Below are 13,480 nucleotides of genomic sequence, written 5' to 3'. Positions count from 1 at the left end.
AGTTAAACGGTTATGATAAAGGTATTCAAAAGATCAATTGAAATTCCGGATGCAGGGCCATGGCCCAACAAAAGTCCTGCACGGCATCCACCGAGGGAGAACTTCCCAAGGCCTTTTGGGCCAAGGTTTCCTCTTCTTTATCCGGTCCCCTCCCCAAAGCGTTGCGATAGATCTCCCTGATCATAACCGCCGGATCAGGATATTGTCGTTTCCATTTTACAGCAGCCCGTTTCATAGCTTCATTAAAGACAGTTCCATTCGTCAATTCCAATGCCTGCAGCAAATTTGCCTGGGATATCCGGCTTGTCGAAACCGTCTCCCTGTTTGGCCTGCCCAGGGCGGTTAGAAAGGCATCGTTTTTCACCAAGGAAGCCCTGGCAAAAGGGATGCGGATCGTATTGCTATCGCCGGGAAGAAGTTTGTATACGATCATACTATCCGCGTAAATTGGCTGCAGCGCCTGGCTGACGGCATCAGTAAACTCTTCCGCGGTTAGTCTTCTGCGCAACATTCCCTGGAAAACATATCCAGGAGCGGTGATCAATGCCGGTTCCTTAACGGTCATGGATGGCAATTGATAGGTTTTGGAACTGAGGATCGTAAAGAGGAGTCGCTTAATATCGTATCCGGAGGCTACAAAGTCATAAGCCATCCAATCGAGCAGATCCTGGCTCCAGGGTTCGTTATCCATCACATCCACCGGTTCCACAATCCCGCGCCCCAATAATTGTGTCCAGATACGATTGACCAGGGTCCTGTATAAACGGCCATCTTTGGGTTGAACCAGGTTATCGGCGAGCTGTCGCAACCGCTCCTTCCTGGGAGCGTTCGGATCGATCTCTCCCAGTGCCTTATAGAGAATACGTCTGCCTGCCATTTTTCCGGTTGGCTTGTCACAACGGTTAATTTCAAGGGTGCTGTCGGAGAATAAATTGGCGAAGGCATAGGCATCATCCAGTTTCCAGTCACTGACAAAACTATCGTGACAGGAAGCGCATTTCAGGTTGAGTCCCATAAACACCTGGGAAATGTTCTGGGCAGCCTGCATTTCGGTTCGCTGACTTGCGTTGACAACACCCCGCCATTTAATGCCTGTGACAAAACCCTCGGAACCCTGATCGGAGCTAACCAATTCTCTGACGAAGTTGTTATAGGGCTTGTTATCCTGCAGGGAGGTATACAGCCATTTCGTGATCCCTTTTCTTCCCTTTGTAATATACCCGGTACCGCTATAATCATTACGAAGGGCATCATTCCAGAAACTCAGCCAGTGCTGGGCATAGTCCTGATCACGGCTGAGAAGGCGCTTAACCAGCAAAGGCCGTTTGTCCGGACGGGGATCTTTTTCAAAAGCCAGGATACTATCCGGAGGAGGCAGCAGACCGATCACATCCAGGTAAACACGCCGGATATAGATCCTGTCATCTACAGAAGTTTTCCATTCCACTTTATGTCGTTGAAAATATACATTGACGAAAAGGTCTACCGGGTTGGTCAGATCCCCCGTTGCTGCCGGTAATTCCGGTAAACGCGGCTCAAGGGCTGCCACCCGGTACAGGCTTTTTTCGGGGCCTGCCGGCCAGGGGGCACCTTGTTTGATCCAGAATTCGAGCGTGGCAATTTCCGTTGGAGTAAGGCCTTTACCTTTGGAAGGCATGGCTTCCTTATCGCTCCGGGAAAGTTTGATCCGCCGGATCAGTTCGCTTTTTTCGGGGTGCTCCGGGGTAAGGATAACGCCGTTCTTTCCCCCTTTAAACAGATTCTGACGACTATCGACGCGAAGTTCTCCTTTTACTTTTGCAGGACCATGACAGCTATAACAGTTATGGGCGAGTATCGTCCTGACCTGAATATTAAGATCCTGCACCTGGTCTGCAGTCAGGGGCCCTTTTACGCTGGCTAAGGTAAAATTGCTCCCCAATTCTCCTTCCCCACCCGTTCCTGTCTCCGCCTGGTCATGTTTTCCAAAAGGCAAAACGCTGCTAAAATAATCTTCGCCATGGGTCAATTGCCCTCCAAAATGTCCTGCGAAAGTAACACCAACTACAGTGAAACCCAGTAACACGGCCGGCATTTTGCGATAATTTTTTTTATAGAGCCAGGCGGTGGCACAGGCCAGGAGCATGGTGGCAATGCCGCTCCATTGATGGAGGGGAAGAGCGTCGCTGCCATAGGTTTCGGCATTGGAAAGCAGCAGCCCCAATACAACAGCTACCATGGCGGAAAGGGCTCCGGTGATCGTTAGAATTTTAATGGAACTTTGATACCTGACTGTCTTTTGTTTGCGGGCTATTATTTCAAACAGGAAGGCTACATATAAAAGGCCGACAGGAAAATGCACGATCATAGGATGCAGTCTTCCCAAAAAGGACCAGAGCCAAAACCCGTTGCCGGCCGATTTTTCAGGGCCATTGGCATATAGGGGATTTACAAAAACGGTCAATAGTATAAAGACGGATACAAGACCAATGCGGACAAATTTCGCCAGAAAGGGGCCGGGCTTTTTATGGGCATTCTTAACCATTCTTATCTGGAATTACAATCGTTTAGTTGATTCAGGGCATTTGACTTTTGGGGCCTTGACGGCTCGGCCCACAATACTACAAAAAAAAGACCGGACTACTGTCCTGTGCTATCTTGCAGACCCTTCCAGGTTAACGGTCGTTAACCGTTATCCGCTGGCATATCAATTGCGTTATACCTTGTAAAACGTATTTTATGCCAGATAAAAAGACAATCGATCGTGCAAAACGTGATAAGAAAGAAGGGAAATCTGCCGGAACTCAGGCGGGTGAATTCGTTCACCAGGAGATAGAAAATATCCGGGAAGGGAAACATGGAGCCAGATCGGCCAAACAAGCAATCGCGATCGGCCTCTCCGAAGCGCGGCGCGCCGGGGTGAAGCTTCCTGTTCCAAAAAAAGGGACCGTCTCCGAAAAAACCCGGGCCAATGCCAAAAGAGCATCGGAGAAGGGCCAGCGCCATGAACCGGTCAACGCTACGCGGTCACAGGCAAGCAAAAAAGCCTTACAAAAGGAAAGTAGCGATGCAGCTTCACCAACCGCCTTGTCCCGGCATGCCCGTTCGGCAGCGGCCAAAAGAAGTCCTTCCGAGCGTTCGGCCAGTGCACGGAAAGCGGCTAAGACCAAGGGACCGGCGGAAAGATCCAAAGCTGCTCAAAAAGGGGCTAAGACGAGGGCCGGGAAATAAAAATACCCGTTACCTGAGCCACAGTCTGGATTGTTATATAAGATAAAAATTGTCCTGATTACCCCTTTCGAAAGTCCCGTTTACACCGCATTAAAATGGATTACTCTTTGTAGGTTTGTTACTATCAGATAGAACTAAAAACCAGAAAGATGGAAACAACCTCCTCAATAAAAGGTAAAACTGTGGATGCGTACTTTTCTACTTTGCCAGGCCCTGCGAAGGCAAAATTGCAGGAGCTAAGAATAGCCATCAAAAAAATAGTGCCCAAGGCAGAAGAAGTGATCAGCTATAGCCTGCCATCTTTTAAACTATTCGGAATGCTCGTATGGTATGGGGGATGGAAAGAACATATTGGATTTTACCCCGGGCCTAAAGCAATCGAAGTATTTAAAAAGGAACTTTCACCTTACCAATGCTCCAAAGGTTCGATACAATTCCCCATGGACAAACCCCTTCCGATTGCCCTGATCAACAAAATTGTAAAGTACAGGGTAAAGGAAAATATAGTCAATGCTGAATTGAAGGCACACGTAAAAGCTGTAAAAAAGAAAAAAAATTAATGGCCATCAAACCTACGGTTTTAGCCACTGCCTCTCTCCTGTATATGGGCGCTTGCCTGGTATACACCCTTATCCATTACCGGTCTGTTCATCGTTCTGGCCACGGCCATCCTGCTCCTGTTATATTAGGTGCCCTATTGCCTTTTTTGGGGTATTTACCTGTACTTTTGACCTTAAAGGAAAACGCCTAAAATTTAATTCAGAAAATGCCACAGTTTACTTCCAGGGATTTGTATATGATGAATGGCGGGAAAAAGATCTATATCTATACGGATGGATTTGGCGATATCTATAATGCCACGCCAAACGAAGAAAAGGAATGGCAGGAAGAAATAATAGCCAGGGATATTAAAAGATTGGATACGGAGCATGATTATTCTGTTTTATCCGGAGCCGTTGAAACGCTGAGGTATCATCAATATCCACATTTACAGGCCCTGTTATTGAAAAAGTTGGAGGAGACAGAGGATTCGGGCGGTATTCCACAACTGGTATTTGCCGGTACCTTATGGAAATTATTTAAATATCCATTGAGTTTTGATAAAGTGAACCAATTTTTTTTAAAAACAGGGGCTCTTTATGCCTATGATCTTTTCCTGGCCTTGCAGGATTTTTCTGATAATGAACAAGCCAGGGAGTTCCTTACCGGCTGTCTGGAAAGCAATGATCCAAAGCTCGTCTCCGGGGCGATGAGAACGCAGGATTGGTGGAGAAGAAAAAATAGTTGACAACAAGACCGATCGGTCTTATCTTTGTATCGGGATAGGGAACTGACGTACGGAACAGACCATTAAATCAGGCCAAAACAGACCGGATGACTAAAGCAGAAAAAACAAGACAGTTCATTGTGACGCAAGCCGCCCCGGTAATAAATAAGAAGGGGATGGCGGGAACGTCCATCAGTGATATAATGGAAGTTACCAAGCTGGCCAAGGGGGGCATTTATGGTAATTTTAAGAATAAGGAAGAGATCTGTGTGGAAGTATTCGATTTTCTGTACAAAAGACTTTACGCCAATCTTACTGACCTTTTAAAAAAAGAAACCACATCGAAAGGAAAATTGTTTGCCTTACTGGATTTTTACCGTGACCGGCTGGTTCTTAACGAAATCGGTGGTTGTCCCATCCTGAATTTCGGGATTGAAGCGGATGATACGGATCCCCTGGTAAAAACTCATGTTGCCGAAGCCATAAGAACGCTGCAAAATAATATCAGCCATATCGTAAGACAAGGCATTAAATACGGCGAATTTGTGCCAACCTGGAACGATAAAGAATTTGCCATAAAAATGTTTACCCTGATCGAAGGGGCTATTTTAACCAGCCGCGTACTGGGAAGCAATGCTCAAATGAAAATAATAACAGATATTCTGAAAAAGGAAATCGGGTCTTTTTGTTTGTGATTTTTTTTGCCCTAAAAAAGACCGATCGGTCTTTTTAAAATAACCGATTGCTGCCAGCGTAAATAAATAACACTATCTGTATGACCCCTCTCAAGAGGTTGGGTGATCACTTCCTACGCCATCGCTAATGTCATCATCATTCCCATTACCAGTTTCTTAACGGCAAGACTTGGTCGCCGCACCTATTATATCGGATCTATTATTTTGTTTACGTTCTGTTCTTTTATGTGCGGGAACGCCGGGAATATCTGGGAATTGGATGCCTTCCGGTTTATGCAAGGCATTGGCGGCGGCGCATTGTTGTCTGTTTCGCAGGCTGTCGTTTTCGAGCTCTTCCCTAAAGAAAAACAAGGTATTGCCAGTGCCTTGTTCGGGCTCGGCGTTTTTATCGGTCCTACGATCGGTCCAACCTTAGGCGGATTTATTACGGAAAATTATTCCTGGCCCTGGATCTTCTATATAAATATCCCGGTCGGCATTGCAGCAGCCATTTCCTGTTCTTATCTCCTAACCGAACCTGTTATTAAACCGGCCGTTAAAGCGATAGACTGGACGGGAATATTCCTGCTGATCATAGGGGTCAGTACGCTGCAAACTGTGCTTGAAAGAGGGCAGACCGAAGACTGGTTCGATACCGGATATATTACCGTCTTTACGGTTATTGCCATTATCGCCCTCGTCTCTTTTGTAATGTGGGAATTGAGGATCCCCAATCCCGTAGTGAATCTCCGTGTCCTGAAAAGCAGGACCCTGACGATTTCCGCGCTGCTAACCTTTGTTACGGGAATCGGTTTGTTCAATTCGGTTTTCCTGACCCCGGTCGTGGCTCAGCGTTTGCTGAATTTCACGCCCACCCAAACGGGTCTTTTATTATTACCGGGCGCCATCCTGGCCTTATTCGCTCTTTTACTATCCGGCAGGCTCCTGCAGAAAGGGTTCTCCCCTATCCTGATCATTGTAACCGGTTTCTTATTGTTTATTTATTTCAGCTGGTCAATTGCCCAAATAAACCCCGATGTGTCAGCCAATACGCTCAGTTTTTATCTTGTATTCCGGGCCGTGGGGATCGCCCTGTTGACGGTTCCGTTAACCATGCTGGCGGTTTCGACCCTGGAACCCAAAGATATGCCGCAGGGTGCCTCCTTAAATAATATGATGCGTCAATTGGGAGGATCGTTTGGCATTTCCCTGGTCAACACCTTTTCTGCCCGGCGTCTGGCCTTTCATCGTCTCTCCCTTATTAGTCATATTACCCCGGACGATCCGTTAACCATGGAAAGATTAAATACCTATACCGGTTATTTTCAGGCTAAAGGAGGAACGCTATCGGAAGCACATCAACAGGCCCTTGGTGTTCTCGAACAAACGGTAGTAAAACAATCCACCCTGCTCAGTTACCTGGATTCCTATTTACTGGTGGGCCTGCTGTTTTTGTTAACCCTTCCCTTGTTATTGCTGGTGAACAACAGGAATAAACAAAAAATCCCGGTAAAGATCCTGGCGGATCATTGATAAGGCAATGGATAAATTGGTAGATTTGACAACCATTGGCATTGAAATAAAAAAAAGAATTGAAATAATAAATCGGCAAAAATTCAACAATATGAGCAAAGTTCATAAGTTAACCTCATCGGCTATTACCATTTTCGGGGCTAAAGGCGATCTGACCAAACGGAAACTCATTCCGGCCCTCTATAATTTATACACAGACGGTCACCTGCCCTCCAATTTTGTCATCTTTTGCGTCGACTTTTTACCGGTTGACCAGGAAACTTACCGAAACGATCTGCTCGCCGGGGTTAATGAATTCAGCCGCAAGGGAAAGGCCGATCAGGAGAAATGGGCTGTTTTTGCAGAACGGATCCGTTATGTCCAGGGTGACTTCATGAAAAAGGAGACTTATACTACCCTGAAAGACAACATTAAAACTTTCGAGCAGCAAAGAGGGGTCCGTATGTTCTACTTTGCCGTAGCTCCCCGTTTCATAGAGCCCATCGCCGACTCACTTTGTCAGGCAAAACTTTGCAACAGGGATACCCTTGACCGTATTGTCGTAGAAAAACCGTTCGGCGTCGATCTGGCTTCAGCCAGAAAGCTCAACAGCTATTTAAGCTCCCGGTTTAAGGAAAAACAGATCTATCATATCGACCATTACCTGGGTAAGGAAATGGTCCAGAATATTCTGGCTTTCCGTTTTGCCAATTATGTCTTCGAGCCTCTCTGGAACAACAAATACATCGATCATATACAGATCAGCGTGGCTGAGGAAGTTGGCGTGGGGAAACGCGGCGGTTATTACGACAGCAGCGGAGCCTTACGGGATATGATCCAGAACCATCTCCTGCAGCTCTTGTGTATCATTGCCATGGATTGCCCTAAGGCTTATGAAGCCGAAGCGATCCGGGATGCCAAAACGCGTGTATTAAAAAATGTCCGGCCCTTTTCTGCGAACCAGGTGTACAAAGATGTGGTTCGCGGGCAATATACGGCTGGAGAGATCAACGAAATTCCCAGGATCGGCTATCGCCAGGAAGAACAGGTTGCTCCGGATTCGACTACCGAAACTTTCGTGGCAGCCCGGCTCTATATCGATAACAAACGCTGGCAGGGAGTTCCCTTCTTTTTACGGACAGGCAAGTCCATGCCCCGGCAATCCTCGGTTATTACGATCCGGTTCAAGGATTCGCCGCACAAGATCTTCAAGGATGATATCGTACCTAATCAGCTTATCATCAGTATCCAGCCGGAGCTTGAAATCAGCCTCCTTTTCGAAAGCAAGGTGCCGGGTCTGCATATGAAATTGCTGCCCGTGGAAATGGATTTTATGTACCAGGACACCTATACAGAATCTCTTCCCGAGGCATACGAGGCACTCTTGCTGGACGTGCTGGAAGGAGATGCTACCCAGTTTATGCGGGCCGACCAGATCGAAGCAGCCTGGAAAGTGGTCATGCCTATCCTGGAGGCCTGGAAGAAAAGCCCCCGCAAACAATTACATGAATACCAAACCGGAACCTGGGGGCCATCGGCAGCCGATACCCTGTTGAAACCTTACGCTAAGGAATGGTTTAGGCTGTCGGACCGAAACGGTGCGAAGGAAAAATAGATTAACTGATAGTATTTCTTTTTATAATGGACATTTCACAATTTATTGCAATTGATTCCCAAATTCGTTTTGGAAAGCCATGTATAAAGAATACACGGATTGCGGTAGGAGATATTCTTTCCTGGTTAGCCTCTGGTATGACAAATAAAGAAATTATTGAGGATTATCCAGCCCTGAAAGAACAAGATATTTTCGCAGCATTGACCTTCGCTGCCAATAGGGAAGCTTCCGTTAAAATTTTGGTAGGATGAGGTTGAACAACCAAGATATTAAGCCGAATTAACCGGTTCAAGCCCGTGACGCTGCATTATAGCCAATACCTTTTGCATATCGGGAGGGCCGCCCGCATTGATCACTTCTCCAATTTCCCGGAAATAAGCAGGACCGATAGAGGCCGGAGTGAGCACACAAAGGGCTTTAGCGGGAACATCCTGTAAGTTGGTGAAGCCATGGATCTTCCCCCGCTGAATAAAACATTTATCACCGGGTTTTAATTCCCGGGTTTGGCCATCTATAGTCTGGGTGAGTGTTCCTTCTAATCCGTAGAGCGTTTCATCTACCGCCACATGAAAATGAGGAGCGGGAACTTTTGCATTTGGCGGAACGATCAGTTCGAATAAGACCAGGGTATTACCGGTATCGTCTCCATCCAGCAAAAAGTTCAGTTGCAGCGCGCCGATACGGATCGTTTCTTTTACAGGGGGTAGAATATTCACAGGGTGTAGAATTGCTGAGGGCATAAAGAGGGATAATTTTATCTGCCTTAAAAGTAATCCAATCGGGGCTAATCCCCTATCCTATCCCGCAAATTTTTTGATTCCGATCTGTCCCGGGGGCTATTCCGGTATAAAAATGTTAACAATTATTCGCAAAAACTGTTTACATTAGTAGCCATGAAACGATCAATGATTTCCTGGAGCGCCCTGTTCGCCTGTAACCTGATGTGGTCCCTTCAATTTACCTGTATCAAGCTGGTGCAGGACCAGGTTGGAGCATTCAGCACGGTATTTATTCCGATGTTGCTGGCTACCCTCTTTATGCTCCCCTTTGTTTATAAGGATGTAAAAGCAAATAAAAACAGGAAATTCAGCGATCTGAAAATTTTTGCCCTGCTTGCGCTGGTAGGACAATTCCCGGCCCAGGTCCTGATGACCTTCGGCACCCAGCAATCTACGGCCAGTAATGCATCCATTATCAATCTGCTGCTGCCTGTCGTTTCGGCTTTGCTCGCCGTTGTGCTGTTAAAAGAAAAGATGAACACACTTCGTTGGGTAAGTTTTATCATCGCGCTGGCCGGGGTGGCCCTTTGCTCGATGAAGGATATTCTCGGCTTTAGTCTGAGCATGCAATATATCATCGGCAATCTGCTTATTTTCTCCGGCGTATTGGGCAGCGGTTTCTATAATACCGTTTGTAAAAAGATCGCGAATGACTATACCGAAATGGAAATGCTGTTTTATACCTATATATTTATGGTGGTCCTGTTGCTGCCTTTTGTCTGGCACTATGAGGGCAATGTAATGAAGGGGTTTGCCTCTTTTACAACGAATACCTGGATCGGACTGGCCTTACTGACGGTCTTCCATAATTTTTTATCGATGATCCTTTTTTTTACCGCCCTGAAAAATCTGGAAGCCATACAGGTCGCTCTTTCGAATTTCCTGATCGCTTTTTTCGGATTACCCATCGCCGTCATCTTCCTGCATGAAAAACTAAGTCTGATGTCCGTCGCCGGCGGTTTGCTGGTCCTTGTCAGCACCATCGTCATTACGGTCTGGGAATATAAACAAAATGCCGCTGCTGCCGGGGGAACTGCTCCCCTTGTAGCCGATGCCAATGTTAACGGATAAATCAGTGAAAAATGAAAACGAGGTTACGAAGCCACGAATGGTTCTATGGAGCAAATGAGACCGGTCTTTTGCATAAGGGTGCATTACGATCAGGCGGTATCGACATAGACAAGTATCACGGTCAGCCCATCATCGGCATTGCCAATACCTGGGGTGAACTGAATAATTGCAATATATCGTTACGGGAAGTGGCCCGGCAGGTAAAAGAAGGAATTTACGAAGCGGGAGGGATTCCGCTGGAGTTCCCGGTCATTACCCTGGGTGAAGAGCTGATGAAACCCAGCGCCATGTTATACCGCAATTTATTATCCATGGATGTGGAGGAGAATTTACGCTCCTACCCGCTCGACGGCGTTGTGCTGCTGGGCAATTGTGATAAAACGGTACCTGGCTTATTGATGGGCGCCGTCAGTGCGAATTTACCTGCCCTTCAATTAAATGCGGGACCCAAAAAAGTGGGTATTCATAAAGGCAAACGTTTGGGAAGCGGCACCGATCTCTGGAAATACTGGGATGAGCTGAGAAAAGGTGTCATTAATGACCAGGAATGGGAAGATATAGGGGTCGCGCTAAGTTGCGGAGCCGGATCCTGTAATACGATGGGAACCGCCTCTACGATGAATGGTCTGCTGGAAGGGCTGGGCATTATGCCTCTTGGCCTGAGTACCATGCCTGTCGATAGTCCTGACCGGTCTGCCGCTAACCGCGAAGCCGGCAAACGTATCGTGCAGATGGTAGTCGACGATCTGAAGCCATCCGATATTCTGACCAAGGCTGCCTTCCGCAATGCCGTTGCCTTGTTGATGGCTCTCGGGGGATCAACCAACGCACTGATCCACCTAACGGCCATTGCCGGACGCCTGAATATTTCTTTATACCCCGCTATGTTTAACGAAGTCGCTGGCATTGTCCCTTGTCTGGCTAATGTCCAGCCAGCGGGAACATATCTGATCGATGAGTTTCATGGTGCGGGAGGCATACCGGCCGTTCTGAAAACATTGGGCCATCTGTTGGATGTTGCTGCCATAACCTATACGGGGCGGTCATTGGGGAGTCTGATCGCAGAAAGAAAAGAGCCAGGAAAAAATGGAGTTCATAACCCCGATATTATCCGGCCTCTCACCGACGCTGTTAGTCCGCTGCCTACCCTGGCCATTCTTTCGGGCAACCTGGCCCCGGATGGCGCAGTGCTGAAGGTTGCGGCAGCCTCCCCGGAATTATTAAAACATACCGGACCGGCTTTAGTATTCGACTCTTATTACGATATGCTCAACCGCATCGATGACGAGGCTTTACCGGTCAGTGCGGGTACGGTCCTGGTGTTAAGAAATGCAGGGCCGAAAGGTGTTCCCGGTATGCCGGAATGGGGAATGATCCCTGTTCCCAAAAAATTGCAAATGCAAGGCGTAAAAGATATGGTGCGGATAAGCGATGCCCGTATGAGCGGAACCAGTTTTGGAACGGTGATTCTGCATGTGGCCCCGGAAGCCGCCCAGGGCGGTCCGCTGGCACTGGTAAAGGACGGAGATCAGATCGCTTTAGACACGGCGGCCAGGTCTGTCACCCTCCTGGTGGACGATTCCGAATTACAAAAACGAAGAGAGGCATGGAGCCCTCCTGAAAACAGACATAAAAGAGGATACCCCGCCTTATATATACGGGAAGTATTGCAGGCCGATAAGGGTTGTGATTTTGATTTTTTAAAACCAGCCAGTGACGAAGATCTTGTTTTTATACAACCTATCGTTGGCCGGTCTTAATGATGTAATTTGAACCCGATACGATCAATTGACCCCGTTTGACGATATTGAGCCCGTTGCACGATATTGAGCCTGAAAATGAAAAAACGATAACCAAAACATGAAATCCGATTCGCAAGCCATAAAAGTCTATAACGAGATCAGGAGACAGGTCCTGATGAACATCCTGATGCCCGGTACCCGGCTCAAAGAAGATGCCTGGGCTAAAAGATTGGAGGTGAGCCGCATGGCCGTCCGGGAAGCGCTGAACCGTCTGCTGGGCGAGCGTCTGGTGACCTTCGGTGAAAAAGGAGGTTATTTTGTCACCTCGATCACGGAGGAAGATATCCACCAGATCCGGGAGCTGCGGATCATCCTCGAAGTAGGCGCTTTACGACTTTGTTTCACCACGATGAATGCCGCCAATCTATCCAGGCTGCAAAAGATTTGTGATGACTTTACGTCTATGTATAAACAAGGTTATTTCAGCGGGGCCATGGAAGCGGATATGAAATTTCATGAAACACTGTTCGAAATTGCCGGGAATGAACGATTGTACCAGGCCTACCATACCAGTCCTATCGTTTTTTTCCATTTAAAATTAGGAAAGACGCATACTTATCTGGATGACTTTTCGCAGACCGACCTGGAACACCGGAAAATCCTGCAGTATATCAAAGAAAAAAAACCGAAGCAAGCCGAAGAAGCGCTGACCAGCCATCTGACCCGTGGGGCGGCTTCGGTGCTGGGGCTGGATTAGCGCACAGGATTAGCCAACAGGATTAGCGCAAAAGGTACCTTTATGAATACAGGGAAACGATTCGAAAACAAACATGTATTGATCACGGGTGGCGCCAGAGGCCTGGGTTTCGAGATCGCCTGCCAATTTGCGAAGGAAGGAGCGGTCCTTTCCATCCTGGATTTTAATAAAGAGCAACTGGCCGTTGCGGTGGAACGGCTGCTACGGCTGACACCGATTGTTCATAGTTATTTTGCCGATATCTCGGTAAGGCCGGAAGTCGATCGGGTGGTTGCTGAGGCGGATAACCTACAGCCTATCGACATCCTGATCAATAATGCCGGTATCGCCTTTGAAACACCATTTCTGCATATCCAGGAACAGGAATGGAAAAAAATCCTGGATGTTAATCTCACCGGAATGTTCTTTGTCTCCCAAAGCGTTTGCCGGCTGATGGCCGCCCGCAAAAAAGGCGTCGTGGTTAATATGAGCAGCAAGAACGGTATGGATGGGGAATTCGGATATGCTCATTATAATGCCTCAAAAGCCGGCGTGATCATGTTGACAAAAACTATGGCGCTGGAACTCGCCTATCTGAACATAAGGGTCAATGCCGTTTGCCCGGGCTATATTCAAACTCCTCTCTCCGAAGCCATCGATTCCCGGGAATTCACCGAAAATTTTGTCAGGACTTTCATCCCCCTCAACAGAGCCGGTAAACCCAACGAAATTGCTCCCCTTTTCCTTTTTCTGGCCAGCGAGGAAAGCAGTTTTATCACCGGACAGGTCTTTGTAGCCGATGGCGGACAGCTTGCGGGACAAAAACCAGGGCTGGCATTGACAGGGAAGATTTAGATTAAAACAAATTCTTCGT

The 13,480-nt window shown here is 47.4% G+C and carries 13 protein-coding genes; 11 read left to right on the top strand and 2 right to left on the bottom strand.

Features of this window, described 5'->3' with window-relative positions:
* Nucleotides 1–25 precede the first annotated feature (25 nt).
* The gene (locus ACX0G9_RS04920; protein WP_459063743.1) at nucleotides 26–2,524 is read right to left on the bottom strand and encodes a DUF1549 domain-containing protein; all 2,499 of its coding nucleotides are present in this window, start codon (nucleotides 2,522–2,524) and stop codon (nucleotides 26–28) included.
* Nucleotides 2,525–2,718: 194 nt separating this feature from the next.
* Here ACX0G9_RS04920 and ACX0G9_RS04915 point away from each other — a divergent pair, with 194 nt between their 5' ends.
* From ACX0G9_RS04915 to ACX0G9_RS04885, 7 genes are all read left to right on the top strand, one after another.
* Nucleotides 2,719–3,210, top strand: coding sequence for a DUF6496 domain-containing protein (locus ACX0G9_RS04915; RefSeq protein WP_459063742.1), 492 nt, complete (start codon nucleotides 2,719–2,721; stop codon nucleotides 3,208–3,210).
* Nucleotides 3,211–3,359: 149 nt separating this feature from the next.
* Entirely contained in the window at nucleotides 3,360–3,770 is a 411-nt protein-coding gene (locus ACX0G9_RS04910) for an iron chaperone (protein ID WP_459063741.1), read from the top strand.
* A gap of 206 nt (nucleotides 3,771–3,976) precedes the next feature.
* Nucleotides 3,977–4,498: a hypothetical protein gene (locus ACX0G9_RS04905; protein WP_459063740.1), complete on the top strand. Its 522-nt coding sequence runs from the start codon at nucleotides 3,977–3,979 to the stop codon at nucleotides 4,496–4,498.
* A gap of 86 nt (nucleotides 4,499–4,584) precedes the next feature.
* Nucleotides 4,585–5,172, top strand: coding sequence for a TetR/AcrR family transcriptional regulator (locus ACX0G9_RS04900; protein ID WP_459063739.1), 588 nt, complete (start codon nucleotides 4,585–4,587; stop codon nucleotides 5,170–5,172).
* A 102-nt stretch (nucleotides 5,173–5,274) separates the two neighbouring features.
* On the top strand, nucleotides 5,275–6,684 hold the full coding sequence (locus ACX0G9_RS04895) for a DHA2 family efflux MFS transporter permease subunit (RefSeq protein WP_459063738.1): 1,410 nt from the start codon (nucleotides 5,275–5,277) through the stop codon (nucleotides 6,682–6,684).
* A 91-nt stretch (nucleotides 6,685–6,775) separates the two neighbouring features.
* Nucleotides 6,776–8,278: a glucose-6-phosphate dehydrogenase gene (gene zwf / locus ACX0G9_RS04890; RefSeq protein WP_459063737.1), complete on the top strand. Its 1,503-nt coding sequence runs from the start codon at nucleotides 6,776–6,778 to the stop codon at nucleotides 8,276–8,278.
* Between the two features lie 26 nt (nucleotides 8,279–8,304).
* Complete coding sequence (locus tag ACX0G9_RS04885) at nucleotides 8,305–8,529, top strand: DUF433 domain-containing protein (RefSeq protein WP_459063736.1); 225 nt, start codon at nucleotides 8,305–8,307, stop codon at nucleotides 8,527–8,529.
* Between the two features lie 18 nt (nucleotides 8,530–8,547).
* On the opposite strand, the gene ACX0G9_RS04880 is transcribed toward ACX0G9_RS04885, so the two are convergent.
* On the bottom strand, nucleotides 8,548–8,994 hold the full coding sequence (locus ACX0G9_RS04880) for a cupin domain-containing protein (protein WP_459063735.1): 447 nt from the start codon (nucleotides 8,992–8,994) through the stop codon (nucleotides 8,548–8,550).
* A gap of 177 nt (nucleotides 8,995–9,171) precedes the next feature.
* On the opposite strand from ACX0G9_RS04880, the gene ACX0G9_RS04875 reads away from it, so the two are divergent.
* The 4 genes from ACX0G9_RS04875 to ACX0G9_RS04860 all read left to right on the top strand — a co-directional run bounded on the left by ACX0G9_RS04875 (nucleotide 9,172) and on the right by ACX0G9_RS04860 (nucleotide 13,461).
* Complete coding sequence (locus ACX0G9_RS04875; RefSeq protein ID WP_459063734.1) at nucleotides 9,172–10,128, top strand: DMT family transporter; 957 nt, start codon at nucleotides 9,172–9,174, stop codon at nucleotides 10,126–10,128.
* 11 nt (nucleotides 10,129–10,139) lie between these two features.
* On the top strand, nucleotides 10,140–11,888 hold the full coding sequence (locus ACX0G9_RS04870; RefSeq protein ID WP_459063733.1) for a dihydroxy-acid dehydratase: 1,749 nt from the start codon (nucleotides 10,140–10,142) through the stop codon (nucleotides 11,886–11,888).
* Nucleotides 11,889–11,988: 100 nt separating this feature from the next.
* Nucleotides 11,989–12,627 carry a GntR family transcriptional regulator gene (locus ACX0G9_RS04865; protein ID WP_459063732.1) on the top strand — a complete coding sequence of 213 codons (639 nt, stop codon included), beginning with the start codon at nucleotides 11,989–11,991 and terminating at the stop codon, nucleotides 12,625–12,627.
* Between the two features lie 42 nt (nucleotides 12,628–12,669).
* Complete coding sequence (locus ACX0G9_RS04860) at nucleotides 12,670–13,461, top strand: SDR family NAD(P)-dependent oxidoreductase (protein WP_459063731.1); 792 nt, start codon at nucleotides 12,670–12,672, stop codon at nucleotides 13,459–13,461.
* The last annotated feature ends 19 nt before the right edge of the window (nucleotides 13,462–13,480 follow it).

The organism is Flavitalea flava, from assembly GCF_054461575.1.
This window is presented reverse-complemented; position numbering and strand designations above follow the sequence as displayed.